At 61.1% G+C, this 26575-nt stretch carries 21 protein-coding genes; all 21 read left to right on the top strand.

Annotation, left to right across the window (positions count from 1 at the left end; all coding sequences use genetic code 11):
- Positions 1-240: 240 nt before the first annotated feature.
- The 21 genes from ACESWY_RS05280 to rimO all read left to right on the top strand — a co-directional run bounded on the left by ACESWY_RS05280 (position 241) and on the right by rimO (position 26553).
- Positions 241-2190: a DNA internalization-related competence protein ComEC/Rec2 gene (locus tag ACESWY_RS05280; protein ID WP_373093202.1), complete on the top strand. Its 1950-nt coding sequence runs from the start codon at positions 241-243 to the stop codon at positions 2188-2190.
- Positions 2191-2268: 78 nt separating this feature from the next.
- Positions 2269-3231 (top strand): DNA polymerase III subunit delta, encoded by a 963-nt coding sequence (holA, locus tag ACESWY_RS05275; protein WP_329738164.1) that lies wholly within the window; start codon positions 2269-2271, stop codon positions 3229-3231.
- A 133-nt stretch (positions 3232-3364) separates the two neighbouring features.
- Positions 3365-3631 carry a 30S ribosomal protein S20 gene (rpsT, locus tag ACESWY_RS05270; RefSeq protein WP_022094714.1) on the top strand — a complete coding sequence of 89 codons (267 nt, stop codon included), beginning with the start codon at positions 3365-3367 and terminating at the stop codon, positions 3629-3631.
- 96 nt (positions 3632-3727) lie between these two features.
- Positions 3728-5539: a translation elongation factor 4 gene (lepA, locus tag ACESWY_RS05265; RefSeq protein WP_117848629.1), complete on the top strand. Its 1812-nt coding sequence runs from the start codon at positions 3728-3730 to the stop codon at positions 5537-5539.
- A 4-nt stretch (positions 5540-5543) separates the two neighbouring features.
- Positions 5544-6587 carry a tRNA dihydrouridine synthase DusB gene (dusB, locus tag ACESWY_RS05260; protein WP_373093201.1) on the top strand — a complete coding sequence of 348 codons (1044 nt, stop codon included), beginning with the start codon at positions 5544-5546 and terminating at the stop codon, positions 6585-6587.
- 2 nt (positions 6588-6589) lie between these two features.
- Positions 6590-7822 (top strand): radical SAM family heme chaperone HemW, encoded by a 1233-nt coding sequence (hemW, locus tag ACESWY_RS05255; protein ID WP_117583206.1) that lies wholly within the window; start codon positions 6590-6592, stop codon positions 7820-7822.
- 58 nt (positions 7823-7880) lie between these two features.
- Entirely contained in the window at positions 7881-8984 is a 1104-nt protein-coding gene (locus ACESWY_RS05250; protein WP_373093200.1) for a DnaJ domain-containing protein, read from the top strand.
- A gap of 81 nt (positions 8985-9065) precedes the next feature.
- On the top strand, positions 9066-10214 hold the full coding sequence (dnaJ, locus tag ACESWY_RS05245) for a molecular chaperone DnaJ (protein WP_373093199.1): 1149 nt from the start codon (positions 9066-9068) through the stop codon (positions 10212-10214).
- Positions 10215-10223: 9 nt separating this feature from the next.
- Positions 10224-11516, top strand: a complete 1293-nt coding sequence (locus tag ACESWY_RS05240) for a MiaB/RimO family radical SAM methylthiotransferase (protein ID WP_373093198.1) — start codon at positions 10224-10226, stop codon at positions 11514-11516.
- The gene (locus ACESWY_RS05235) at positions 11497-12468 is read left to right on the top strand and encodes a PhoH family protein (protein WP_373093197.1); all 972 of its coding nucleotides are present in this window, start codon (positions 11497-11499) and stop codon (positions 12466-12468) included. Before ACESWY_RS05240 ends, ACESWY_RS05235 begins: the two co-directional genes overlap by 20 nt.
- Before the next feature lie 11 nt (positions 12469-12479).
- Positions 12480-12989: an rRNA maturation RNase YbeY gene (gene ybeY / locus ACESWY_RS05230; RefSeq protein WP_195544425.1), complete on the top strand. Its 510-nt coding sequence runs from the start codon at positions 12480-12482 to the stop codon at positions 12987-12989.
- 9 nt (positions 12990-12998) lie between these two features.
- Complete coding sequence (locus tag ACESWY_RS05225; RefSeq protein ID WP_117797781.1) at positions 12999-13376, top strand: diacylglycerol kinase family protein; 378 nt, start codon at positions 12999-13001, stop codon at positions 13374-13376.
- 12 nt (positions 13377-13388) lie between these two features.
- Positions 13389-14456, top strand: a complete 1068-nt coding sequence (gene era / locus ACESWY_RS05220; RefSeq protein WP_373093196.1) for a GTPase Era — start codon at positions 13389-13391, stop codon at positions 14454-14456.
- Positions 14457-14471: 15 nt separating this feature from the next.
- The gene (gene recO / locus ACESWY_RS05215; RefSeq protein ID WP_373093195.1) at positions 14472-15221 is read left to right on the top strand and encodes a DNA repair protein RecO; all 750 of its coding nucleotides are present in this window, start codon (positions 14472-14474) and stop codon (positions 15219-15221) included.
- 138 nt (positions 15222-15359) lie between these two features.
- Positions 15360-15638: a 30S ribosomal protein S15 gene (gene rpsO, locus ACESWY_RS05210; protein ID WP_006235963.1), complete on the top strand. Its 279-nt coding sequence runs from the start codon at positions 15360-15362 to the stop codon at positions 15636-15638.
- Positions 15639-15788: 150 nt separating this feature from the next.
- Entirely contained in the window at positions 15789-18035 is a 2247-nt protein-coding gene (locus ACESWY_RS05205; RefSeq protein WP_373093194.1) for a polyribonucleotide nucleotidyltransferase, read from the top strand.
- Between the two features lie 653 nt (positions 18036-18688).
- Entirely contained in the window at positions 18689-20359 is a 1671-nt protein-coding gene (locus ACESWY_RS05200; RefSeq protein ID WP_022094702.1) for a ribonuclease J, read from the top strand.
- A gap of 1 nt (position 20360) precedes the next feature.
- The gene (locus tag ACESWY_RS05195; RefSeq protein ID WP_230320369.1) at positions 20361-23141 is read left to right on the top strand and encodes an FtsK/SpoIIIE family DNA translocase; all 2781 of its coding nucleotides are present in this window, start codon (positions 20361-20363) and stop codon (positions 23139-23141) included.
- Positions 23141-24652: a helix-turn-helix domain-containing protein gene (locus ACESWY_RS05190; RefSeq protein WP_373094148.1), complete on the top strand. Its 1512-nt coding sequence runs from the start codon at positions 23141-23143 to the stop codon at positions 24650-24652. Before ACESWY_RS05195 ends, ACESWY_RS05190 begins: the two co-directional genes overlap by 1 nt.
- A gap of 26 nt (positions 24653-24678) precedes the next feature.
- Entirely contained in the window at positions 24679-25176 is a 498-nt protein-coding gene (locus tag ACESWY_RS05185; RefSeq protein ID WP_006235971.1) for a YajQ family cyclic di-GMP-binding protein, read from the top strand.
- A gap of 27 nt (positions 25177-25203) precedes the next feature.
- Complete coding sequence (gene rimO, locus ACESWY_RS05180) at positions 25204-26553, top strand: 30S ribosomal protein S12 methylthiotransferase RimO (protein ID WP_138112638.1); 1350 nt, start codon at positions 25204-25206, stop codon at positions 26551-26553.
- Positions 26554-26575: the final 22 nt, after the last annotated feature.

Genomic DNA, 26575 nt, shown 5'->3' with positions numbered 1-26575 from the left:
GATGCGCTGCTGGGAGAGCGGGCGGCGCCCGTCACATTGCTTATGGCCATTCCCTTCGCGGCTGCGACGTGCATCGTATTGGCACGGTCCTGTATGCGTCTTGTGCGGTGGAAGCGATGGCTGTATGCCGCGGCCCTTGGCCTCGTTGCGGGAGCGGTCGTGTCCGCGGCTTGGGCGATAGGAGCGCTACACGCATCGAGGGCACTGGATAATCGGGCTGCGAGCAGTCTTGAGTTTGTTGTGCACGGCGATCCGTCCATCAATGACGGTGTGTACTCCTATACCTGCGATGCGTTTGCGGGCGAAAAGCATTTGGGTCAGGTATGGCTGTCGTGCGATCGTGAGCTCGGCGTCGGTTCGCATGTACGTGCTATCGGTCGAATTTCGCGCTTTGAGAATGATGCGTATGGGCGCTCACGCGTGCTTCGGGGCGAGCTTCGAAAGGTTAAAGTCGTCCGGTTGGTATCGATCGACGAGGGCCCTCCAGGCCCGTTGTCTTGGCTTCGAAACGAGCTCCTTGCCGTTATCGCGCCCGCGACCGATCCAGCGCGCTCGCTCATTGCCGGCGTTGTCTGCGGACGCTCGGCCGAGCTGCGTGCCCAGCCGGCGGGCGATTGGTTTTCGGTAACGGGCACCGCACATCTTATCGCTGTCTCGGGTAGTCATCTTGCCATCGTGGGGTTTGTGATTGAGAGCGCCCTGCAAAAGACACGCCTCTCTCGTGGGCTGCAGCGGGGGCTGTTGGTGCTGGCCCTCGCTGCCTATGCCGTTTTTACGGGCGCTTCGCCCTCGGCCGTGCGCGCGTGCTGCATGGTGGCGGCGTCGCTTGTCGCCAACGGCGCCGGGCGTCGTCGGCATGGCCTCTCGGCTCTGTTCGTCACCATGGCAATCTTTGTGTTGCTGCGTCCGACGGTATTGTTCGAAATGGGTTTTCAGCTTTCGTGCGCCAGTGTCTTTGCCATCCTTTGTTTTTGCCCCTACGCCACCTACGCCTTGGGCGAGCTGGGCATGCCATCGGGTGTCGCCAGCGTTTTGTCTGTCACGCTGTGCTCGCAGCTGGCGACACTTCCCGTTACGATTCCCGCATTTGAGACGTTTTCGCTCATTGCCCCACTTGCAAATGCCGTGATCGGTCCGGTGATAAGCGTGCTGCTCGCTGTATCGGTTGTGCTGGTGCCCTGCTCGCTTGTGCCGCTGCTGCGTCACGGGGCGCTCGTGGTGCCCATGATTGTCGCCCGCTGTGCGCTGTTCTTTGAACAGCTCTTTGCTGCCGTTCCGGGCGCATCCGTAAGCGTGCCGCCCGATACGCCCTTGGTATATGTGGTGCCGTTCGCGCTGGTGGCCCTCTTGGTCTGGTGGCCACGCCCCCGCGCGCGGAGCATGGCAGCGGGGCTGCTGTGTTTAATGCTCGCAGCGGGTGTTCCGTATGTCTATTGGGATCGATGTGCGCCGCCTTCGGTAACGGTCCTCGATGTTGGCCAGGCCGATGCGATTCTGGTTCGTCAGGGTGGCGCCGTGGCACTCGTCGACTGTGGGCTCGATGACCGCGTGGTGTCGGCGTTGGTTCGCAATAACGTCCACCATATCGACGCCGTCTTCGTGACGCATTGGGATGAAGACCATTGGGGCGGTCTTCCCGACGTACTCGATCGTTTTTCGGTTGGAACCATTGCGGTCGCGGCCGATGCACTTGACGGCGCGCCTACTGAGGTTCTGAATCGCCCGGGTGTAACGTATCGGCAGGTGGCTCGCGGAGACACGGTCGATATCGGCGCATTTCGGGCTCGTGTGATGTGGCCGTTTGACACGGTGGATGGCGAGGGCAATGAGGACTCTCTTGTTTTGCTGCTCTCCTACGCTCAGGAAGGCAAGAGCCTGCGTGTGCTCCTTACTGGTGACGCCGAGCTCGATCAGGAGCGCGAGTTTGTACAGGAGGTGGGAGATATCGATGTGCTCAAGCTGGGGCATCATGGCTCAAAAGTTTCCGTCGACACAGACCTGCTGGGCACGCTTAAGCCCGAGTTCTCTATCGCGAGCGCCGGCGAGGGGAATCGTTACGGCCATCCGTCGGATGCCTGCATCGATGCAGTTAAGGAAGCGGGTGGTGCGTTCGCATGCACCATCGAACACGGCGACATTACCGTCACGCCGACTGCGAAGGGCTTTGCCATGCGATGCCAGCGACCGTGATGACATCGTTGGCGCGCGGTGGACCCCTGGGCTAAAATGGCACGGTACGAATTCGAGTGTGTGCGAGAGGGGAGCGCAATGTCCGAAACCGGTCTGCTGCCGGCATATCTGATCGTCGGTACCGATGGGGTCAAGCGCGACCACGCCGTCTCGCGTATGAAAGCTCGCTTGGAAAAGTCGGGTATGGTTGAGTTCAACCTCGATGAACGCGACATGACGAAAGATCCCGATATCGAGTCGATCATCGGCTCGCTCAATACCTTTCCCATGGGCAGCGAGTTTCGCCTGGTGATCCTCGACGGCTGCTCCAAGCTTGCCAAGGCGGTCTCGGAACCGCTTGTCGAGTACCTCGCAAGTCCCAGCCCCACGACGGTCTGTCTCATTATTGCCGACTCACTTGCCAAGAATACGCGCCTGTATAAGGCAATCGCCAAGATCGACAAGAAGGCTATCGTCGATTGTTCGGGTACCAAGCGCTGGGAACTGCCGCGCCGCGTTCAGCAGATGGCGACGCAGCGCGGTAAGTCCATCTCGACGGCTGCTGCCGAGGAGCTCGTCTCGCGCTCGGGCGAGAACACCCGCATGCTCGATAACGACTTGGCCAAGCTTGCCCAGATGGTCGAGGCGCCGCAAATTGAGCTTGCCGATGTGGAGCGCTGGATCGTGCGCACGGCCGAAGTTCAGCCCTGGGACTTCCTCAATGCCGTCTCGGCCCGCGATATGCGCCGCTCGCTTGAGCTCTTTGGGCTGCTGCCCGCCAAGAGCTATGTGTGGACCTACACGCTGCTATGCGGTCGCATCCGCGAGTTGATCGTCGCCAAGGCGCTCGACTCTCGTGGGCAGGGGCGTGAGCTCGCCGCGACACTCAAGCTTCAGGCCTGGCAGGTCAAAAATCACCTGACCTGGGCACGCCGCTTTTCGATGGCGGAGCTTGTCGCTGCGCTCGAGGGCGCGGTCGATGTGGAGCTCGCACTGAAGGGTTCTGCCGATTCGGAGACCGCGCTTTTGCTCTGGATTACGAACATCTTGAGAAAATCGTGATGATACCTGCCTATTTGACAAATTCGTTCTATCCCTTTGAGGGGGAGCGTGCTATAGTAGGCGCTTGCATGACCTCACCGTGTCTCAGAGGTGTCATACATTTTTTGCAAGGAACTCGAAAGGAACTCCAGAAGTGGCAAACATCAAGTCTCAGAAGAAGCGTATCCGCACCAATGAGGCAGCTCGCATGCGTAACAAGGCTGTCAAGTCCGAGCTCAAGACGCTGACCAAGCACGTCCAGTCCGCCGTCGCCGAGGGCGACGCCGAGAAGGCCCAGGCTGCCCTCAAGACCGTCACCAAGCGTCTCGACATGGCTGCCGCCAAGCATGTTATCCACAAGAACCAGGCTTCCAACCGCAAGTCCGGTCTTGCCAAGCTCGTGAACAGCATCAACGCCTAAGTTGTAAATTTCACACCACACAGATTACGCGCATAAATGGAGCCTGTTTTATGGAACAGGCTCCATTTTTTGTACCGCTCGGGTAAGATAGTCCGCATGAATACTTCAATTGACATTTCCCACATCCGCAACTTCTCGATCGTTGCGCACATCGACCATGGCAAGTCCACGATCAGTGACCGCATCCTCGAGCTCACCCATACCGTCGACGAGCGCGATATGGAGTCGCAGCTGCTCGACACCATGGATATCGAGCGCGAGCGCGGCATCACGATCAAGTCTAATGCCGTTCGCGTGTCCTATGACGCCGACGATGGTGAGACGTATCAGTTCAACCTGATCGATACGCCGGGCCACGTGGACTTTACCTACGAGGTCTCGCGTTCGCTTGCCGCCTGCGAGGGTGCGGTGCTTGTCGTCGACGCCACGCAGGGCGTCGAGGCGCAGACCGTCTCCAACGCGACGCTCGCCATGAACGCCAACTTGGATATCGTGCCCGCTATCAACAAGATCGACCTGCCGTCGGCACACCCCGACGAGGTCAAGACCGAGATCGAGGACGACCTGGCGATCCCTGCCGACGATGCCGTATGCGTATCGGGCAAGACCGGCGAGGGCATTCACGATTTGCTGGAGTCTATCGTCTTTTTGATCTCTCCGCCCAAGGGCGATGCGAACGCGCCGCTCAAGGCGCTTATCCTGGATTCGTATTTCGATGAGTACCGCGGCGTCGTTGCCACGGTCCGCGTCTTTGACGGCTCCATCAAGAAGGGCGATACCCTGCGCATGATGCAGGCAGAAGGTGACTTCTTGGTCGACGGCGTGGGCGTCAAGCGTCCTGCCGAGACCCCGGTTGACGCACTGACGGTTGGCGAGGTCGGCTACGTGGTCACGGGTCTGAAGGATCCTGAGGCCGTGCACGTGGGCGATACCCTCACGTGGGCGTCTAATCCCTGCCCCGAGCCGCTTCCCGGTTACCGCGAGGCCAAGCCCATGGTCTATACGGGCCTGTTTCCGATCGACAACAAGGATTACGAGAACCTGCGCGACGCTCTCGATAAGCTGCACGTCAACGACCCGTCGTTGGTGTGGGAGCCCGAGACCTCGGTGGCGCTCGGCTTTGGCTTCCGCGTGGGCTTCTTAGGCCTGCTGCATATGGAAGTCGTCAAGGAGCGCCTGGAGCGCGAGTTCAACCTTGACCTCATTGCTACGAGCCCTTCGGTGGACTATCACGTCTATAAGACCGACGGCGAGATGATTGATGTTCGCAGCCCGCAGGATCTGCCCGAGGCTACGCGCATCGAGCGCATTGAGGAGCCTTACCTCAAGGCCAAAATTATCTGCCCGCCCGAGTATACGGGTGCCGTCATGCAGCTCGCTATCGAGCACCGCGGCATTACAACTGACATGATCCATCTCACGAGCAAATCGGTCGAGATGCGCTTTGACATGCCGCTCGCCGAGCTCATCCTGGACTTCTTTGACCAGCTCAAGAGTCGCACCAAGGGCTATGCCTCACTCGACTACGAGTTCAACGAGTACCGTCCCTCCGAACTCGTCAAGCTCGATATTTTGCTTTCGGGCGATGAGGTGGACGCGCTTTCGTTTATCGTGCACAAGGATAAGGCCTATGGCCTGGCCCGCGGCCTGTGTGACAAGCTCAAGGAAATCATCCCGCGCCAGCTGTTCGAGGTGCCTATTCAGGGCGCCATCGGCAACAAGATCATTGCCCGCTCTACCGTCAAGGCGCGTCGCAAGGACGTTTTGGCCAAGTGCTATGGCGGCGATATCTCGCGAAAGCGCAAGCTGCTCGAGAAGCAGAAAGAGGGCAAGAAGCGCATGAAGGCCATCGGTTCGGTCGAGGTCCCGCAGGAGGCCTTTATGGCGATCCTCAAGGTGGACGAGTAGGTCTATGGCGCTTTCTGAATACAGCAAGCGGCTGCTGGGCGCCTATGCCGAGCAGCCGTTCCTTATGGCTCCCATGGCGGGCGTGACCGACCCTGCCTACCGCATCATGTGCCGCCGTCGCGGTGCCAACCTTGCCTACAGCGAGATGGTGAGCGTGGCGGGCCTTGCCTATGCCAGCAACAAGACCTGGCGCCTGGTGCTACCGGCCGACGAGGAGCAGCAGATTTGCGTGCAACTCTTTGGCTCCAAGCCCGATCAGTTTGCGAGCGCCGTCGCTGCCGTCGAGGAGCGCGTTGGCGATCGCCTGTCGCTCATCGATATCAATATGGCATGCCCCGCCCGCAAGGTCGTTACCAAGGGCGAGGGCTCGGCGCTCATGCGCACGCCCGACCTGGCGGAGAAGATCGTCGAGGCCACGGTGGGCGCGGCGCACGTGCCCGTGACCGTCAAGATTCGCAAAGGTTTTTATGCCGAGGACCGCAATGCCGCGACATTTGCCCAGATGCTTGAGGGCGCAGGGGCTGCCGCAGTCGCCGTGCATGGTCGTTGCGCCACGCAGCTCTATACGGGCCAGGCCGATTGGTCGGTCGTCGATGAGGTTGCCGACGCCGTTGAGATTCCCGTGATTGGTTCGGGCGATGTGTTCTCGGCCGAGGATGCCGCGGAGCATCTGCGCAACTCGGGTGCCAGCGCGGTGTTTATCGCGCGCGGTATCTACGGTAATCCCTGGGTCTTTGGTGATGCTCGCGCTCTTGCGCTCGATGGCATACCGGTGCCGCCGCGCAGCTCGGTCGAGCGCCTGGACGCCCTGCGTGAGCACCTAACGCTGACGCATGAGCTCCTGCCGCTCATGTCGCGTGCCCGCACGTATGCAAGCTGGTACTTAAAAGGCATGCCCCATGCCGCCGCTTGGCGTGCCCATGTGGTGCGCTGTTCCACTTACGAGGAGTTTATGGCACTGGTCGATGAGATCGAGCGCGATGTGGTGGCCTGCGAGGCCGCCCTTGCCGCCGGCGAATCGGTGCCCCCTCATCCTCTGGAGGCTTAAGGGTGGCCGTTACCGCACTGTACGTGCACGTGCCGTTTTGCGCCCAAAAGTGCCGGTACTGCGACTTTGACTCGCGCAGTTTTGCTCCGTGCGACCTGAGCGCTGCGCTCGATGCCTATTTTGAGCAGTTGTTCGCGCGTCTCGATGCTTTTGGCAAGGCTGATGCCCTTGACCAGATCCGCACCGTCTATGTTGGCGGCGGTACGCCGTCGCTGGCGGGGGAGCGCCTGGTGGAGCTGGCGCGGCGTATTCGTGCGTGGTGTGCCCCCGTTGAGTTTACCTGCGAGGCCAATCCCGAGTCGCTGACCGCCGAGCTTGCTACTGCACTTGTCAAGGTTGGTGTCACACGCGTCTCTCTGGGCGTGCAAACGCTCGATAACGCCGAACTTACTGCCATCGGCCGTATTCACGATGCCGATCGGGCGCTCGCCGCCATCGCGACGGTCAAGAACGCTGGGCTTGATGTGTCGTGCGACCTTATGTGCGGACTTCCCGGGCAGACCGCAGCGAGTTGGAAGCGCACGCTCGATGGCGTGCTGGTGGCGGCCCCGCATCATGTGTCGGTCTACCCGCTCACGCTTGAGGAGGGGACGCCCCTTTATCGCATGGCGCGCCGCGACGAGTCGCTCGAGCCCGACGAGGATTTTCAGGCTTCGTGCATGGACTTGGCACGCGAGCTCCTGGGTGCCGCCGGCTATCACCCGTATGAGGTGGCGAGCTACGCGCTCGACGGCCATGAGTGCGCCCATAACATTGCCTACTGGACCGGACGGGGCTATCTGGGCCTGGGTCGTTCTGCCGCGGGCATGCTCGACGCCGAGGATTTCGACCGTCTCGCAGGTTTGTTCCCCGGCGTGTCTTCTCGAGGCGATGCGTACCGCGTGCGTCTGGTGCAACGTGACGATGACGCGATGGCGTTCGAGACCGAATATCTGTCGCAGCGCGAGGCTGCGGCTGAAGACCTGATGCTCGCTTGTCGCATGACGCGCGGTGTCGCGTCCGACCTGTTGGTTCGTGCAGCTTTCGTCATCCCAACGGGCGAGTTGGCAGCTGCCTGCGATCACGCGCTCGAATTGGGACTTGCCACGTGGGTGCCCGAGGCGCTCGGGGCCCATGAGGGATCCTTCACTTCGGCAGATGTCGTCGCAGGCCGCGCCCGCGCCCGTTTAGCGCCGACACACCTAGGTTGGCTCGATGGAAATGTTCTGTTCGAGCTGTTTTGGGGTCTAGCATAGACCGCTCGGGTAGAATTACCGCAATATATACGCTGCTTTGAGCAGGAGGTTGCCGCGCATGGCGACGATGAACGAAAAAGATTACTACGAGATTCTGGGTGTCTCCAAGGACGCCACCTCGCGTGATATTCAAAAGGCCTTCCAGCAAAAGGCCCGCAAGCTCCATCCGGACGTCAACAAAGAGCCGGATGCCGAGGAAAAGTTTAAAGAGGTTTCCGAGGCCTACGCCGTGCTTTCGGACGAGCAGAAGCGTTCGCGCTACGACGCCATGCGTTCGGGCAACCCCTTCGCCGGCGCTCCTACGGCTTCGCCCTATGGTGGCGGCTACGCCGGCAGCGCGGGCTATGGCAATCCCTTTGAGGGCGGTTTTCCCTTTGGTGGCGCCTGGGGCCAGCCGCGTCGCGGGCAGGCTGCCTATAATCCCGAGAACGGTGCCAACGTGGTCGTCGATATCAAACTCGACGCCAAGGAGGCCAAGGGCGGTGCCCGCAAGACCGTCCGCTACACGCGCTTCGATACCTGTAACAACTGCGGCGGTTCGGGCTCTGTCTCCTCCGAGCATGCCCATACCTGCCCAAGCTGTGGCGGCCGCGGCCATATCGACGTCGACCTGTCCTTCCTGTTTGGTGCGGGCACGTTCCAGTCGGTCTGCCCTGAGTGCGGTGGCTCCGGTAAGGTCGTCGCCGACCCCTGTCCCGATTGCGGCGGCAGCGGGCGGACCCGTGTGACCTCCGAGCAGACGATTGAGTTTCCCGCCGGCACGCACGATGGCGACGAGGTCCGTATTGGCGGCATGGGTCACGCCGGCACCAACGGCGCCTCTGGCGGTGATCTGGTCGGTCGCGCCCATGTTGAGGCCGAGCGCCTGGAAGGCAAGGCCCGTACCGGTTTTTACCTGATGGGCATCGTGGCGCCGTTTTTGGTGCTATCGGCCATCTCGGGCGTGTTCTCGGCCTTTGCCGTGATGTGCTTTATTCCGTTTGCCATGGGCCTGTTCATGGTGCTCTCGGACGGCGTGCTGCACCGCAGCCTGCTGTGGTGGAAGCGCGGCGCGATGCAGTTTGCCAACGGTTTTGCCAACGGCTTTATGTTCGCGCTCGTGTCGGTTTGGTTCGCGAGCTGCTCGCAACGGGCCATGCTTTCGCCGTACCAAATGCAATAACATCAAACCCTCTGTTTGCGGTCGGCCCTGCTTGGGTATAGGACGCACTGTGACAATAATGAAAGTCGGAAGGATTCGGTTGTGTCGGAAAATAGGGATTACTACGAGGTGCTTGGCGTCAACAGGGATGCCGACGCGCGGACGATTAAGCGTGCGTTTCTAAAGAAGGCCCGTACCGTACATCCGGATGTTTCGGACGACCCCGAGGCCGAGGCCAAGTTCAAGGAGCTCAACGAGGCCTATTCCGTTCTTTCCGATGAGCAGAAGCGTGCTAACTACGACCGTTACGGCACTGCCGACGGCCCTGGTGGTTCGGGCTACGTCGATATCAACGATATCTTTGGTGGCATGGGCATGGACGACTTGTTCTCGTCGTTCTTTGGCGGCGGTGCCGGCGGTGGCGCCCGCGGCCGTCGTGAGCGTCGTCGCGGACGTGACATGGCCATCTCGCTTTCGGTGACGCTCGAGGAGGCGGCGCTCGGCTGCAAAAAGACGATCAGCTATGACCGCCTTGCTCCTTGCGAGGACTGTAATGGCACTGGTAGGGCAGAGGGCGCACAGGAAAAGCAGTGCGGCCGCTGCCACGGTACGGGCTACGTCACGACGGTTCAGCGTTCGTTCCTGGGCCAGGTTCAGTCCTCTTCGCCTTGCCCCGACTGCCACGGCGAGGGCACGGTTATCGACCATCCCTGCGAGACCTGCGACGGTCAGGGCCGCACTCCTTCGCATGAAAAGATCGACATCGATATTCCCGCCGGCGTTTCGACCGGTCGCCAGCTTCGTGTGAGTGGCTTTGGCGAGGCCGGCCTTCGCGGCGAGCCTTCGGGCGACCTGATTGTCAACGTGCGCGTTGCCGATCATGAGCGCTTTAAGCGTAACGGTGATGACCTGTACCTGGTGAGCGATATCTCGATTGCGCAGGCTGCGCTCGGCTGCGAGGTCGAGGTCGAGGGCATTATGCCCGACGAGGTCGTTAAGGTGACGGTTCCCGCCGGCTCCCAGTACGGCGATACCGTGAGCGTCAATAATTACGGCATGCCGCGCATTGGCGGTGGTGGTTCGCGTGGCCGCCTGATCGTGCAACTGCGCGTGGTCGTTCCCACCAATCTTTCCAATAAGCAACGCGAGCTGCTCCGTGCTTTTGCCGATGAGATGGGCGATGACGTCGCTTCCGGTAAGAAGTCGGTGACCGACCGTATTAAGAGTGCCCTCGACGATATCCTCGATTAAGGAGCCCGCGTGCTCGCACCCCATATTTCCGTCGTCAACCTCGGCTGCCGTGTCAATCGGGTTGAGTCTGACCGTATCACTGCCGATCTTATGCGCCTGGGCTTTGCTATTGTGGAGCCCCAAGATGCCGATCTAATCGTCATTAACACCTGTGCCGTTACGGGCGAGGCCGAGGCCAAGACCCGTAAGGCCGTTCGTCATGCGCTGGCCCATCCAAACGAGCCCTATGTGCTCGTGACCGGATGCGTGGTCAATTTGCATCCCGAGGAGCTGTTGGAGCTTTCGGATCGCGTGATCGCCGAGCCGTCCAAGATCGATGTCGCCGAACGTGTCTGCGAGGTGCTGGGCGTTGAGTCCGATAGCGTTCCCGCCTGCAGCGATGGCGAGGTGGTCGATGCGCTCGGTCGTTCGCGCCTGGGCGTGAAGATCCAGGACGGCTGCAACCATCGTTGTACCTATTGCATTGTGTGGAAGGCCCGCGGCCCCGAGCGGTCCGTGCCCGTCGAGTCCGTGCTTGAGCAAGTTCGCGAGGCCCAGGAGGCCGGCGTGCCCGAGGTGGTGCTGACCGGTGTGAACCTGGGTGCCTACGATGGCAAGAGCGCGACCGACGAGCATGTCGAAATCGATGAGCTGCTCGAGGCCATCATGGAGCGCACGTCTATTCCGCATGTGCGCATTTCCTCGGTCGAGCCCATGGATATCTCCGAGCGCCTGCTTAAGGTTATGGCGCGCTACCCGCAGCGTATCGCCCCGTTTTTGCACCTGCCCGTGCAGTCCGGCTGCACGGCGACCCTGCATCGCATGGGCCGTCCCTATAGCGCCGAGGCCTTTGAGGACACGGTGCGTATGATTCGCGCCAACTTGCCCCAGGCGTCCCTTTCGTGCGATGTCATCGTCGGTTTTCCTGGTGAGACGGACGAGGAGTTCGAGGAGTCGCTGGCGCTGTGCCGCCGTGTGGGTTTCTCGCGTATGCACGTGTTCCGCTACAGCAAGCGTCCCGGTACCCTTGCTGCCGACATGCCCGACCAGGTGCCACCCGAGGTTATGGTCGAGCGCAGCCGCCGTATGCGGGCCGCCGCACAGGAGCTCGCTATTGCCGACGCTCGTCGTCGCGTGGGCACGGTCGAGCGTGCCGTGCTCGAGCATGGTGACAACTTGACGCTCGGCTCGTTCCATCATGCCCGTCTTGACGATACCTGTGGACTTACAGCCCCGTGCCTGCTCGATGTTGCTATCATCGGAGTCGATGATTCCGGCTTGGTCCATGCACGCAGGGAGGTTCATGGAAGCCTCGAAGATTAGACTTACCGTTCCCGAGGGAATTGATCCCTCGTGCGTTTTGGGCGCCGGCGACGGCGTCCTTCGCGCGCTCGAGAGCTTGGTTCGCGCTCACGTGGTCGCCCGTGGCGATAGCATCGCCGTGAGCGGCGACCCGGACGAGGTCGAACTCGTGGCGCGCTTTTTCGAGCACGCTTTTCGCGAGGCGGCCGCCGGGCGCACGCTGTCTGCCGACGATGTCTCTCGCTGCCTGGCCGTCTTGCGCGACGGTGAGCACGAGGCTACGTCGCTTCGCGATGACGTGCTGCTTTCGTATCGCGGCCGCGTCATTCGCCCCAAGACGCTCGGGCAAAAGCGCTATGTGGATGCCATCCGCTCGCATACCATCACGTTTGGCTTGGGTCCTGCCGGTACCGGTAAGACCTATCTGGCTATGGCGCTCGCCGTTGCCGCGCTCAAGCGTCACGAGGTGGGCCGTCTGATCTTGACGCGTCCGGTTGTCGAGGCGGGGGAGAATCTGGGCTTTTTGCCCGGCACCCTCGAGGAAAAGATCGATCCCTACATGCGCCCGCTCTATGACGCCCTTTTTGACATGATGGATCGCGAGCGCACTGATGAGCTTATGGAGCGCGGCGTGATCGAGATTGCCCCGCTTGCCTACATGCGCGGCCGCACGCTGAGTGATGCCTTCGTGGTGCTCGACGAGGCGCAAAATACCACGCCCGAGCAGATGAAGATGTTCCTGACACGCCTTGGGTTCAACTCCAAGTTCGTGATTACCGGCGACTTGAGCCAGCGCGACCTGGTGGGTCGTCGTGGCGGTCTTGCCGACGTTGAGCAGATTTTGGGCCGTGTCGACGATGTCGCATTTTCTCACCTCGAGCGTGCCGACGTGGTGCGCCATGCCCTGGTGGGTCGTATCGTCGAGGCATATGAAGCTTATGATGACGTGCGCGAGAAGCGCGTACGTGACTGAAAGGAGTCCCGTTGAGTGTATTGATCAGCAACGATGCCGAGCTCGATACGCTGCTCGACGCGCAGGAGGTGGAGCACATCTGCGAGGTTGTGCTTGCCGCCGAGGGCGTTGAGCGTGAAGTCGAGATTTCCCTTTCGTATGTCGACGAGGACGAGATGCACGAGCTCAACCACGAGTGGCGCGGTATCGACCGTACCACCGATGTGCTCTCGTTTGAGTGCGACTCTGCCTTTGACGAGGACGTTCCCGCCGACGAGACGATCGAGCTCGGCGATATTATCTTGGCGCCGCAGGTTATCGCTCGCCAAGCTCCCGGTTTTGGTAACAGTCCCGCCGACGAGTGCCGGCTGATGCTTGTGCACGGTATGCTGCACCTGCTGGGCTATGACCACATCGCGGATGACGAGGCCGAGGTCATGGAGGCCCGTGAGGATGCCATCCTGCGCGATCTCGCGCTCGAGCGCGGCGAGGACCCAAAGCTAGTCCACGTCGGCCCCATCACCAACCACGCCCACGACTAGGAGCCTTCTATGATTCCCGGATCGAACAAGGACCATCCGTCCTTCTTAAAGTCGTTTTCCTACGCCATGGAGGGCTTTGTCACCGCAGTCAAGACTGAGCGCAATATTAAGGTCATGCTCGTGGCGGGCGTGTGCACCGTCATTGCCGGCTGCATCGTGGGGCTCGACATTGCCGAGTGGGCCACGATTATCATCTGTTGTGGCCTGGTGATTCACGGCGAGCTGTGCAACACCGCTATGGAGGCTATCGTCGACCTAGCGACCCAAGAGCTCCATCCGCTGGCCAAGCGTGCGAAGGACATCGCCGCCGCCTCTGTATACGTTCTTTCCATCACCGCCGCGATTGTGGGCGTACTGGTATTTGCCCACGCGCTCGACTTTATTTAGAAAGGGATTCCCATGTCCGACAATATGCAGCCTACCGATGAGATTTTGGACGACGAGTCCCTGGACGCGGTGGATACCGAGGAGCTCGAGGATGTCGAGGAGTTCGACCCGTTTGAGGGTATGAGCGACGAGGAACTCGACGCCCTGTGCGACGAGGACGACAACCTCGCGGGCTTTGGCGACGTGGAGCCCGGTTTCCGCAGCGGCTTTGTGGCCCTGGTCGGTCGTCCCAACGCTGGCAAGTCCACGCTGCTCAACGCCTGTTACGGCAAGAAGGTCGCCATCACCTCGCCGGTGGCCCAGACGACTCGCCGCCGCATGCGTGCCGTCGTCAACCGCCCCGGCTACCAGCTGGTCTTTGTCGATACCCCGGGTATCCACAAGCCTAAGGACGGCCTGGGTTCCGAGCTCAACAAGAGCGCGTTGTTTGAGCTGAACGATGTCGATGTTGTCGCGTTTTTGATTGATGCCACCAAGCCCATCGGCAGGGGAGACGCCTGGGTTGCCGAGCGTGTCAAGAACGCTCGTTCCAAGAAGGTCCTGGTGCTTACCAAGGCCGATGAGGCCGACCCCGCACAGGTCATGGAGCAGCTTAAGGCCGCCCACGAGCTCATGGAATATGACGACGAGATCGTGACGTCGTCGGTCAAGAACTTCAACGTCGATGCCTTTATCGAGACCGTTGCGCACTTTTTGCCCGAGGGTCCGCGTTGGTTCCCCGAGGACATGGGTACCGACGCTTCCGATGAGACGCTCGTTGCCGAGTTTGTGCGCGAGAAGGTCTTGCGCCGCACCCGTGATGAGATTCCGCACTCCGTTGGCGTGATCTGCGATGCGCTCGAGCAGACCAAGAAGGTGCTGCGCGTGCACGCCACCATTTACGTCGAGCGCGAGGGCCAAAAGGGCATCATCATCGGCAAAGGCGGCGAGATGATCAAGCATATCGGTATCGACGCCCGTCGCGATCTTGAGCGCATCTTTGGCACGCAGGTCTTTTTGGAGCTGGACGTGAAGGTCAAGTCCGGCTGGCGCGACGACGAGGCCCAGATTCGCCGCTTTGGCTATAACGCCGAGGACTAAGGACGCGCGGCGCGCATGGCAGGCTCCCGGACATATCGCACGAAAGTGCTCGTGCTCGATAAGACTAAGCTCAAAGAGACCGACCTGATCTTGACGATGCTTGACGAGCGGGGACGGCAGGTTCGTGCAGTGGCAAAGGGCGCCCGCAAACCCGGCGGACGCCTGGCTGCGCGCTGCGAGCTGTTCTGTACGGTCGATATGCTGCTCGCACATGGACGGTCACTCGACGTGGTTTCTCAGGCCGAGCTTATGGAGGCGCCGCTCGGCGCTGCGCCCGATTACGAGACGACCTGCGCCGCAAGCGCGATCGCCGAGGTCGCGCGCGTGTGCTCGTTCGAGGACGCCGAGGACCCGTTTGCCTTTGCCATAACGCAGCGAGCGCTTGCCCTGGTGGGCAGCGGGCTTGATACGGCACATATGGACCTACTTGTGGCGGCATATGTCTTTAAGCTGCTATCGCACGTTGGCTATCGTCCCGATTTTTCGGCCTGTGTGCTGTGCGGAGACCCCATGCTGTCGTATTTTTCGCCCCAGGCGGGCGGCCTCATGTGCGGCTCATGCGCGTCGAGCGTTCCGGGCGCCGAGTTGGTCTCAACCGGCGAGGTCGCATGGCTGCGCGCCCTGATGTCCATGACGTTCGATACCCTTATGGGCGAGCGGATCGATCCGCATACGGCTGCTTTTTTGCTGGGGCTTTCGCATGTTTGGGCCGCCACGCACACCGATCAGCGGCTCCGCGCGATGGAATTCATGTTGGGTCGGTGATGATGTGCAGGCGCGCGCCGCTTGTGGTAACATACCGGCCTGTTGGTACCTCGACCTTGGATGCTCGCTCCACCGGCGGCTTCCCAGTCCGAGGCGAATAGAGTCGCCCGCGGGCGACGCGAAACGAAAGGTGAAACAATGACTGTTTCCAAAGAGCGCAAGGCGGAGCTGACCGCCCAGTTCGGTAACTCACCGGTCGATACCGGTAACCCCAAGGTTCAGGTCGCCATCCTGTCCGAGCGCATCAAGGAGCTGACCGAGCACATGAAGTCCCACCAGAAGGACTTCCACACCCGTCGTGGCCTGCTCATGCTCGTTGGCCGTCGTCGTCGTCTTCTCTCCTACATCAAGAAGAACGACATCGTCGAGTACCGTGAGCTCATCAAGGCTCTGGGCATCCGCGACAACATCCAGTAAGGATTTGTACATGCTAAGAGCGTCCTGCGCAGCGGGGCGCTCTTTTTGTGTAAGGGCGTGAACAATCACGCTCTGAAGCGTGGCGGGGGCAGGGGGCCCGCGTCACATGAGAAGCCCGCAGGCAAGGGGCCTGTGGGGTAAAGGAGAACAATGACACTCGTATCTAAGACCTTTGAGCTGTACGGCAAGACCTACACCTTTGAGTCCGGCGAGCTTGCCAAGCAGGCCACCGGCGCTTGTCTGGTCAAGCAGGGCGACACCACGATGCTCGACACTGTGGTTGTCTCCAAGGAGCGCAAGAATTACGACTTCTTCCCGCTGACCGTCGACTTCAACGAGAAGATGTACGCTGCCGGCCGTATCCCGGGTGGTTACCTCAAGCGCGAGGGCCGTCCCAGCGAGAAGGCCACGCTCACGGCTCGTATGATCGACCGCCCGATCCGCCCGAGCTTCCCGGACGGCTTCCGCAACGAGGTGCACATCGTCGCCACCTCGCTCGTTGCCGATCAGGTTAACCCCTTCGACGTCATCAACGTCATGGGCGCCTCTCTGGCTATGACGCTCGGCGGCGTGCCCTTCGAGGGTCCGCTTGCCTGCGTGCGCATCGGCCGCAACGTGGAGACCGGCGAGTTTATCGTCAACCCCACCTATGAGGAGCGCGAGAACTCCGATCTGGACCTGGAGCTGGGCGGATCCGCCGACTTCATCTCGATGGTCGAGGCCGGCGCCGAGGAGATCTCCGAGGACGACATGCTCGCCGCCATGAAGTTTGGCCAGGAGGCCCTTGCCGCTTTCTGCCAGGCTCAGGACGAGTTCGTCGCCGAGTGGGAGCAGGTCAACGGCCCCATCGTCAAGAAGGAGTACCCGCTCGACCAGCCCGTCGAGGAGGTCCAGGAGCGCATCTTCGCCCACTACGACGAGATGGCAGCCGCCCTTCGTGACGCCGACAAGCTCTCCCGTATCGGCAAGGTTGAGGCTCTGAAGGAGTCCATCCGTGCCGAGTTCACCGAGGAGGAGCAGGCCGCTTGGGAGCGCGAGATCCCCGTGGCGCTCAAGAAGCTCGAGAAGAAGGCCATGCGCACCATGGTCGTCGAGACCGGTGAGCGCGTCGACGGTCGTGCCGCCGACGAGATCCGTCCCATCATGGTGAAGGACAACTACCTGCCGCTCGTTCACGGCTCCGGTTTGTTCCAGCGTGGCCAGACCCAGGTGCTCTCGGTTCTTTCGCTCGGCATGCTCAACGAGGGCCAGCGTCTGGATACCATCGAGCCCACCGAGGGCAAGCGCTACATGCACCACTACAACTTCCCGCCTTTCTGCACCGGCGAGACCGGCCGCATGGGCAGCCCCAAGCGCCGCGAGATCGGCCATGGCAATCTGGCCGAGCGCGCTCTGCTTCCGGTGCTTCCCGACGAGAACGAGTTCCCCTACGCCATCCGCGTCGTCTCCGAGGTCATGGAGTCCAACGGCTCCTCTTCGATGGCTTCGACCTGCGGCTCCACGCTCGCCCTTATGGACGGCGGCGTGCCCATTAAGCGCCCGGTCTCCGGTATCGCCATGGGCCTGATCCAGGAGGAGGGCAAGACCGTGGTGCTGTCCGACATCCAGGGTCTCGAGGACTTCCTGGGCGACATGGACTTTAAGGTCACCGGCACCACCGAGGGCATCACCGCCCTGCAGATGGACAACAAGGCCACCGGCCTCACCTTCGACATCCTGGCCCGCGCTCTGCAGCAGGCCAAGGAGGGTCGCGCCTTCATCCTGCAGAAGATGCTCGATGTGATCTCCGAGCCGCGCCACACCACGCGCAGCACCGCTCCGCGCATCGTTTCCATCCAGGTTCCGACCGACAAGATCCGCGACGTCATCGGTTCCGGCGGTAAGGTCATCCGCGGTATCCAGGACGAGACCGGCGCCTCGGTCGACATCCAGGAGGACGGCACCGTCTTTGTCGGCGGCACCGGCGAGTCCGTCGACCAGGCCGTCGAGCGTATCAAGCTCATCATCAAGGTTCCCGAGCCGGGCGAGGAGTACACCGGTCGCGTGGTCTCCATCCAGCCCTTCGGCGCCTTCGTCAACCTGCTGCCCGGTAAGGACGGCCTGCTGCACATCTCCCGCGTCGCCAAGGGCCGCGTGGAGAAGGTCGAGGACGTCCTCAATGTGGGCGACGAGGTCAAGGTCGTCGTCATCGAAGTCGATGACCGCGGCAAGATTTCGCTCGATCGTCTGGATAAGCCCGAGGCCCCGGCTCGCGCCGAGGGTGCCTCAGAGGGCGACGGCGAGCACTTCCAGCGCCGTGAGCGTCCGCGTCGCGAGCGCTCCGAGCGCAGCGACCGTCCGCGCCGTCCCGGCGACAACGGAGGCCGCAAGCCCCGCCGTCACCACGACGCCGAGTAACAGCTACACATAAGCAGCTCAACAAGGGCGACTCCGGACTGGGGTCGCCCTTTTGCTATTCCCGGCGGGGTCCGCGGATAAAGTTTCCTGCTCTACAGTCCTGCTCACGACGGAGGCCACATTAAGTGGTCTCCTGTTCGTGCGGAACTCGCGATAAACTTTATCCGCGGACCCCGCCGGGAATAGCAAAAGGGCTGGTTGATGCGGGTTTCGATTTTGTCAGACAGTCTATTCAGTTATATGAATTCAGATCTTTAGATAAACGCATGTGCGGCATTACCCCAGATACAACCGACCAAAATAAACCTGTCCCTATTTGTCAGGTCTGGGGCCATCGGGGGCCGGGGCGGGTTAAGTTTGTCGCGAGTTCCGCACGCAAAGGAAAGCACTTAATGTGCTTTCCGTCTTGCGCAGGACTGTAGAGCAGCAAACTTAACCCGCCCCGGCCCCCGATGGCCCCAGACCGGCGGGATGGACCAGTTCAGATGGGGCTTTGATGCATGGGTGGTCTGTTGGTGGGCAAATGGGTATCATACTGTGGTTACTGCGTCGACTCTATGATGCATGTTTGTACGTTCCCGACGGTCGGTTTGCCAGAAGCGCCCCGTCGGTTGTTTCAGACCCGTTTCGAAGAAAGGAAACAACACTAACCTATGGCAGCTAAAAAATCATCTCCCTTGAAGATCATCCCGCTCGGCGGCCTTGACGGCATCGGCAAGAACATGACGGTCTTCGAGTGCGGCGACGACATGGTGCTCGTCGACGCCGGCCTCATGTTCCCGGATGACTCCCAGCCCGGTATCGACCTGGTGCTTCCCGACTACACCTATGTTTTGGAGAACGAGGAAAAGCTCCGCGGTATCGTCGTCACCCACGGCCACGAGGACCACACCGGTTCGCTTCCGTACCTGCTGCAGGACCTCAACAATAAGGTGCCCATCTTTTCGAGCAAGCTGACGCTTGGCTTTATCGAGGGCAAGCTTTCTGAGTTCCGCATCCGCGCACCCAAGTTCCGCGAGGTCAAGGGCGGCAGCCATGTCAACCTCGGCGGCATCTCGCTCGACTTCTTCTCGATGACGCACTCCATTCCCGGCGCTCTGGGCGTGTTCATCCGCACCAACCAGGGTACCGTTATGCACACCGGCGACTTTAAGCTCGACCAGACGCCCATCGACGGCGTCACGCCCGACTATGCCGCTATCAGCCGCTTTGCCAAGCAGGGTATCGACCTGCTGCTTTCTGACTCCACCAACGCCACGGTTCCCGGCTTTACCAAGTCCGAGGCCGAGGTTGGTCCCAACCTGCTGCACGCCATCAAGAACGCGCCGGGTCGCGTGTTCGTTGCGTCGTTCTCGAGCCACATCCATCGTTTGCAGCAGATCTGCGATGCCGCCCGCAAGTGCGGCCGTAAGGTCGTTGTGACCGGTCGCTCCATGCTCACTAACACCCGCGTGGCGCGCGAGCTTGGCTACCTCAACATCGACGACGCCGATATCATCGATGCCTTTGACATTGATAACCTGCCTGACGACAAGATTGTTGTCATGTGCACCGGTTCGCAGGGCGAGCCGCTGTCGGCCCTGTCCCGCATGGCCAATGGCGAGCACAAGACGCTCTCCATCCACGAGGGCGATACCGTTATCCTCTCGGCAACTCCTGTTCCCGGCAATGAGAAAGCCGTCCAGCAGGTCGTCAACAGCCTGGCCAAGCTCGGCTGCGACGTGTGGGATAAGAACCGCGCCCTCGTTCACGTTTCCGGTCACGGTAGCCAGGAGGAGCTCAAGCTCCTGATGGCCATGGCCAAGCCCACGTACTTTATGCCGGTTCACGGTGAAGCCGTGCATCTGCGCGCCCATGCCCAGCTGGCCCGCAAGATGGGTCTCAAGGACGATCATATCTTTATCCTCGACAACGGCGACACGCTCGAGATGCGCGGCGGTATCGTTAAGCGCGGTACGCCCGTCGAGTCCGGCGTCGTTTACGTCGACGGCCTGCGCATCGGCGATACCGACCCCATCGTCCTGCGTGATCGTCAGAAGCTCGCCAACGACGGTATGGTTACCGCTGTTGCCATCGTCTCGCTCAAGCACAAGAAGATCGAGGCCATCGAGTTCTCGGGCCGCGGCGTCTCGTTTGCCATCGACGACCAGTTCTCCGAGGATGCCTCCGCGTCCATTATGAAGACGATCGAGAAGGGCAAGTTCAGCTTTACGAGCAGCGGTTCCGATGCCATTCGCAAGGCCGTGCGCGATTCGCTCTCTAACTTTATCTGGAGCCGTACTCGCACCCGTCCGATGATCATCCCGGTCGTCATGGAGGTTTAGTTTGGCGCGCGGATCTGCACAAAACGCCAAAGGCAATAAGGCCAATAACCAACCGGCATCTGCTAAGGGTGCCGGTTCCCATCTGCGTGCCAATAAGGGCCACGAGTCCGAGTTCGATGATTTCGAGCCCTTGGTCGAGCCCTCGGCCAACCGCGATATCGCCGGCGTGGTCATTGCCGTTTTGGCGATTGCGTCCTTTATTGCCGTGATTTCGCCGGCGACTGCGCCCGTTACGGCTGCGGTTGCCGGTTTCTACCACTTGGGCTTTGGTCTGGGCGCCTACGTGCTGCCGATCGTCATTTTGCTGTTTGCCGCCACGCTCTTTTTAGGCGAGGACTCGCCGCTCAACGTGCGCTCGGTCGCGGGCGGAGCCGTGGTCTTTATCACCGTTGTCTCCATTCTTTCGCTGATGGTGCCGGGTACGAGCGACTCGTGTGACCTTATGTTCACGCCGCAAAATCTGTCCGCCTCGGGTGGCTACATCGGTGCGTTTATTGCGAGTGCGCTGCAGAATGCCCTGGGTAAGCCTATCGCGATGGTGGTCCTGTTGGGTCTGGCCGTCGTTGGTTTTGTCATCATCGGCTTTTCGGTGGGTGGCGTGCTGCGCTCTGCTCGCGACCGCGCGGCCGATTTTGCCGAGCGCCGTCGTGCCGATGTTAACGCGAGCCCGTGGGGTGACGACGAAGCCCTGTCGGTGCCCGGCGTTGCCCGTCCGCACCTGAGCATTCTTCGTCAAAAGGGCTCCGATGCTGCCGTGACCACGGTCATGGGCAACGATGTGGACCCGGTTTTGGACGATGACGACGAGGACGAGGATCCGTTTGTCGACGTATCCGATGCCGTGGAGGCCGAGCGCGCTAAGACGACGCTGCTGCCGCGCCGTCATGTCAAGAAGGGCAAGGCCACGCCCAAGTTGAATACAAGCGAGCCCGACCCGTCTTGGTCCGATAGCGAGATTGAGCTTACCGAGGGCGATGACGAGGACGACGAGGCTCCGATTGAGACCGCAAAGACAACTTTGCTGCCGCGTCGCCATGCTAAGCGCGAACAGGTAACCGGCCAGCTTTCGATGGAAGACGACCCCGATAAGATCGACGAGTCCGAGCCGCCGTTTGCCGTGAGTCCTGTCTCGGCAACACCTCAGATTCCCGACTTCTTGAAGCATCCCAAGGTTGCCGATACGGCTGTCGCGGGCGCTGCCGAGGCGCCTACTCCTAGCGATGGGGGAGCGGTCAATGCCCCCGCGGATAACGAGGGCGAAGAAGAGGACGGCCTCAAGCTTCCGCCGCTCGAGATCCTGCACGCCAACCCGCAGTCGGCGTCCTCCGCGTCATCTGACAAGGAGCTGGAACAGACTGCCGAGTCACTGCAATCCACCTTGCTTGAGTTTGGCCGCAGTGCCCGCGTGGTCGGCTGGATCGCCGGCCCCACGGTGACGACCTTTAAGCTGCAACCTGGCGAGGGCGAGCGCGTGAGCAAGATTTCGAGCCTCGAGGACGATATCGCGCTTTCGCTCGCTGCTCAGTCGGTGCGCATCTTTGCCCCGATCCCCGGTACCTCGCTTGTGGGTATCGAGATTCCCAATCGCAAGCGCCAGAACGTCAACCTGGGCGACGTGCTTCCCTATGTGAAGGGCGGTCCGCTCGAGCTGGCCATCGGTCGAGATGCCGAGGGCACGCCGGTCGTCGCTGACCTCGCCAAGATGCCCCACCTGCTGATCGCCGGCACGACCGGTTCTGGTAAGTCGGTGATGATCAATTCCATCATCACGACCCTGCTCATGCGAGCCCTTCCCGAGGACGTTCGCCTGATCATGGTCGACCCCAAGCGCGTCGAGCTTGCGGGCTATAACGGTTTGCCGCATCTCTATGTGCCCGTGGTGACCGAGCCCAAGCAGGCCGCGAGCGCTCTGCAATGGGCCGTGTCCGAGATGGAGCGTCGCCTGAAGGTCTTCGAGCGTCTCAACGTGCGTAAGATCTCGACCTACAACGAAAAGCAGGCCGCCGGCGAGTTTGAGCATTACGACAACCCGCCCCAAAAGATGCCCTATCTGGTCATTATCATCGACGAGCTTTCGGACCTGATGATGGTCGCCGGCAAGGATGTCGAGGCCTCGATCGTTCGTATCGCCCAGCTGGGCCGTGCCGCCGGTATACACCTTATCGTGGCTACGCAGCGCCCCAGCTCCAACGTGGTGACGGGCCTCATCAAGGCCAACATCACCAACCGCATCGCCTTTAACGTCGCCACGGGCATCGACTCGCGCGTCATTATTGACCAGATGGGTGCCGAAAAGCTCACCGGTTTGGGCGACATGCTGTTCTCCAAGGTCGACTGGGGCAAGCCTCGCCGTATCCAGGGCTGCTTTGTCTCGGATGACGAAATCAACGAGATTGTCGAGTTCGTCAAGTCGCAGAGCGAGCCCGACTACCACGAGGAGATTCTGTCTGCCGTGGCGCCCGCTTCCATGTCCATGGCGGGTGGCGGCGGTATTGTCCGCACCGGAGTAGCCGAGCCGCAAGACGATGATCCGCTCATTTGGGAAGCCGCCCATATTGTGGTGGAATCGCAGCTTGGCTCCACATCTGGCCTGCAACGTCGTCTGAAGGTTGGCTATGCGCGTGCCGGGCGTATTATGGACATGCTGGAAGAAAAGGGTGTCGTCGGCCCGCCCGACGGTTCCAAGCCGCGTGAGGTCCTGTTGGACGAGGAGGGGCTTGCCGCGCTGGAATCTGTCGACGCCGAGATGGCACGTGAAGATCGTGAGTTTGGAGGATTCTGATGGCTGCACGCTTTGGTGACATGCTGCTCGAGCAGCGTCGCCGGATGGGCCTTTCCATTCAGCAGGTCGCCAACACCATCAAAATCAGGCCGCAGATCATCGAGTTTTTCGAGACCGGTAACTTTGCTTCGATGCCGCCGCGCGGCTATGCGCAGGGCATGATTTCGAGCTATGCTCGCTTTTTGGGCCTCAATCCGCGCGAGGTCGTCAATGCCTACTTTGACGACCTGATGGCATACGAACGCGAGACGTCGCAGCAGGGCGGTCGTTTTCAGGACGCCGCCGGCTACGTCAATTCGCGTTCCTCGGTCGATAACGGGCGCTTCCTGATGGTTCAGGGCGGTCGTTCAACCCGCTATGGACAGCGTCCTCAGCAGGCCGGTTATATTACTGAGACGGGTTCGGGCGAGGAGATTCGCTCACAGCGTGACCGGTTCCGCAGTACGCCGATGCCCGAGGACCGTGCACTTCCCGCTGCCCGCGGCGTGGCGCGTGACCCTCGTGCCGGCTACGGCGACGGCGGCTATTCCGATCGCGGTTACCGTGGTGCCTCTATGGGACGCTCTCGCGGTGGCTATTCGGATGCCGATACCACGCAGGTGACGCCGCGTCTTCGCTCTCAATCACAGCCGTATGGCCAGCGCTCTTCGGCTCCGCGTTCGGTCCAGCGTGGCTATCAAGGCCGCGGTGAACTTGCGCCCCGCTCGGGTCAGCGCAGCCTTCAGGGCCAGGGCGGCTATCGCGGCCGTTCCGATAGCAATCGCGGTCGTATGCCTCAGGGAAGCGGCCGCAGCAGTTCCGGTCGTGGACGCGGCGGATCACGTACTCCTCAAAACAACGGGCTCGATCCGCGTATCGTCTACGCCGGCATCGGTGCCGTTGTGCTGCTGTTGATTGTGCTCATCGTGGTGCTTCTACGTGGCTGCGCATCTTCGGCGCCCGAGAACACGCCCGAGACGCCCACTGCTACCAAGATGACGACCAAGAAGTCTTCTAAGAAGACCGAAACGGTCGACGAGGACGATGACACCGATGAGGCGACGGATGAGTCGACTGATTCGGACGCTACCAAGACGACGGCCAAGAAGGAAGAGAACGAGGTCACGAAGGTCAAAGTCTCCGTTGCCAAGAGAAAGACCGCGTGGATTGAGGTCAAGGTTGACGGCAAGTCGGTCTATGGCGCCCAGGCGACTGGCCCCTTTGAGCAGGAGTACACGCCCGAGTCTTCGATCGAGATCACCACGTCCAAGCCTTCCGATGTCACCGTTACCAAGAACGGTGAAAAGGTTCGTTACGATACCAAGACCTCGGGCGTGGCGCGTGTGACGATCACCGTTCCCAAGAAGGAGACGTCTGATTCCGAGAATGGTGAAAGTTCTGATGGTACCGACACCACCGATGGTACCGATGCCACCGACGGTACCGATGCCCAGTCCACGGATGGCGCCGATACCGCAACTGACGGTCAGACACCCACCGATTCTACCGACAATTCGTACGATAGCTACTAGGCCGCTCGTACGCGAAAGGAAACATCATGGCTAAAGATTCCAGCTTCGACGTCGTGTCCGAGGTCAACATGCAAGAGGTCGACAACGCCTTCCAGCAGACCACGCGCGAGATTTCCCAGCGCTATGACCTTAAGGATTCCGGCGCCACGATCGAGCTTTCGAAGGGCGACAAGCTCTTTACGATCAACGCCCCGGCCGACTTTGTCTCCAAACAGATTGTTGACGTGCTGAGCTCCAAGCTCATCAAGCGCGGCATCGACCTCAAGGCTGTCTCGTGGGATGCTCCGCAGGCGGCATCGGGTGGCACCGTGCGCGTGCTCGGCCATATCGTCGAGGGTATCGACCAGGCGACCGCCAAGAAGATCAACAAGGACATCAAGGATCAAAAGCTCAAGGTCAAGGTGACCATCGAGGCCGACAAACTGCGTGTTTCCTCTGCTTCGAAGGACGCGTTGCAGACCGTGATTCAGTTCCTGCGCGACCAGGACTACGGCCAGCCGCTGCAGTTCACCAACTACCGCTAATATCAATCGAAAGGACCGCTCTCCAACATGGATACACCGTTGGGCTCCGTGCTCTACATCACCCTCGGGTGCGCTAAGAACGAGGTTGACACCGACCGCATGCGTTCTCTTTTGACCGCCGCGGGCTACGAGGAGGCATTCGACCCGCAGGATGCCGATATCGCCATCGTCAATACTTGCTCGTTCCTCGCCTCCGCAACGTCCGAGAGCATCGAGACCACGCTCGAGCTCGCCAACGAGGTTCAGGACGGCGTTCGTTCTTGTCCCATCGTCATGTGCGGCTGCGTGCCGTCGCGCTATGGCGATGACCTGCCTGACGAGCTGCCCGAGGTCGCTGCCTTTGTGAAGGCCGACGAGGAAGATGGCATCGTGGCGGTCATCGATGGCGTGCTGGGTGTCGAGCGTGAGATTGCAGCCTATATCCCGCAGGTCAAACGTACCGTCGAGGGTGCTGTCGCTTACGTCAAGATTTCCGATGGCTGCAACCGCTTCTGCAGCTTCTGCATGATTCCCTACATCCGCGGCCGCTATCATTCGCGCAATGCCGAGAGCATCATCTCCGAGGTGCGCGACCTGGTTTCCGGCGGTGTGCGCGAGATCGTGCTGATCGGCCAGGACACGGGCATCTGGGGTACCGACTTTGCCGACGAGGACGTCGCCGATGGCTCGCCGCGCAATCTGGCGCAGCTGCTGCGTGCCGTCGCCGAGGCCGTGCGCCCGCACAACGTCTGGGTCCGCGTGCTCTATCTGCAGCCCGAGGGCATGACTGACGAACTCATCGAGACGATTCGCGATACGCCCGAGGTGCTGCCCTATATCGATATCCCCGTGCAGCACTGCGACGCGCGCATCCTTAAGGCTATGCGCCGTTCTGGTTCGCGCCAGGAGCTCGAGGACCTGTTCCGCGATCTGCGTGAGCGTATCCCCGGCATCGTGATCCGTTCCACGGCCATGGTCGGCTTCCCGACCGAGACCGACGACGAGTTCCGCGACCTTATCGACTTTATGGACACCGTCGGCTTTGACTACACGAGCGTCTTTGCCTACTCGCAGGAGGAGGGCAGCCTGGCCGCTAAGATGGAGGGCCAGGTCGACGAAGAGGTCAAGCTCGAGCGCGCCCAGGAGGCCATGGACCTGGCCGAGTCGCTCGGTTTTGCCGCCACCGCCGCACATGTGGGCGAGCGCGCCCAGGTGATCGTCGACGGTATCGAAGAGACCGAGGATGGCGCCGAGCTGATCGGCCATGCCTGGTTCCAGGCGCCCGATTCCGATGGCGCGGTGCATCTGGACGCCAGCGAGGCGTCCGTGGGCGATATTCTGACCGTCGAGTTTACCGATAGCTTCTGCTATGAGCTTATCGGTCATGTTGTGGAGTAGGAGAGCGTCGTGGCTAACGAGA

The sequence above is a fragment of the Collinsella aerofaciens ATCC 25986 genome (assembly GCF_964237925.1).
In the GTDB taxonomy this organism is placed as follows: Bacteria; Actinomycetota; Coriobacteriia; order Coriobacteriales; family Coriobacteriaceae; genus Collinsella; species Collinsella aerofaciens_BJ.
Note: the sequence above shows the minus strand (reverse complement) of the source record. Positions and strands in the feature narration are given on the sequence as shown.

Coding starts and splice junctions, on each gene's coding strand:
- holA (WP_329738164.1), top strand. CDS start 2,269: ATGTCCGAAACCGGTCTGCTGCCGGCATATCTGATCGTCGGTACCGAT.
- lepA (WP_117848629.1), top strand. CDS start 3,728: ATGAATACTTCAATTGACATTTCCCACATCCGCAACTTCTCGATCGTT.
- dusB (WP_373093201.1), top strand. CDS start 5,544: ATGGCGCTTTCTGAATACAGCAAGCGGCTGCTGGGCGCCTATGCCGAG.
- ACESWY_RS05250 (WP_373093200.1), top strand. CDS start 7,881: ATGGCGACGATGAACGAAAAAGATTACTACGAGATTCTGGGTGTCTCC.
- ACESWY_RS05235 (WP_373093197.1), top strand. CDS start 11,497: ATGGAAGCCTCGAAGATTAGACTTACCGTTCCCGAGGGAATTGATCCC.
- ACESWY_RS05225 (WP_117797781.1), top strand. CDS start 12,999: ATGATTCCCGGATCGAACAAGGACCATCCGTCCTTCTTAAAGTCGTTT.
- era (WP_373093196.1), top strand. CDS start 13,389: ATGTCCGACAATATGCAGCCTACCGATGAGATTTTGGACGACGAGTCC.
- recO (WP_373093195.1), top strand. CDS start 14,472: ATGGCAGGCTCCCGGACATATCGCACGAAAGTGCTCGTGCTCGATAAG.
- rpsO (WP_006235963.1), top strand. CDS start 15,360: ATGACTGTTTCCAAAGAGCGCAAGGCGGAGCTGACCGCCCAGTTCGGT.
- ACESWY_RS05205 (WP_373093194.1), top strand. CDS start 15,789: ATGACACTCGTATCTAAGACCTTTGAGCTGTACGGCAAGACCTACACC.
- ACESWY_RS05200 (WP_022094702.1), top strand. CDS start 18,689: ATGGCAGCTAAAAAATCATCTCCCTTGAAGATCATCCCGCTCGGCGGC.
- ACESWY_RS05190 (WP_373094148.1), top strand. CDS start 23,141: ATGGCTGCACGCTTTGGTGACATGCTGCTCGAGCAGCGTCGCCGGATG.
- ACESWY_RS05185 (WP_006235971.1), top strand. CDS start 24,679: ATGGCTAAAGATTCCAGCTTCGACGTCGTGTCCGAGGTCAACATGCAA.
- rimO (WP_138112638.1), top strand. CDS start 25,204: ATGGATACACCGTTGGGCTCCGTGCTCTACATCACCCTCGGGTGCGCT.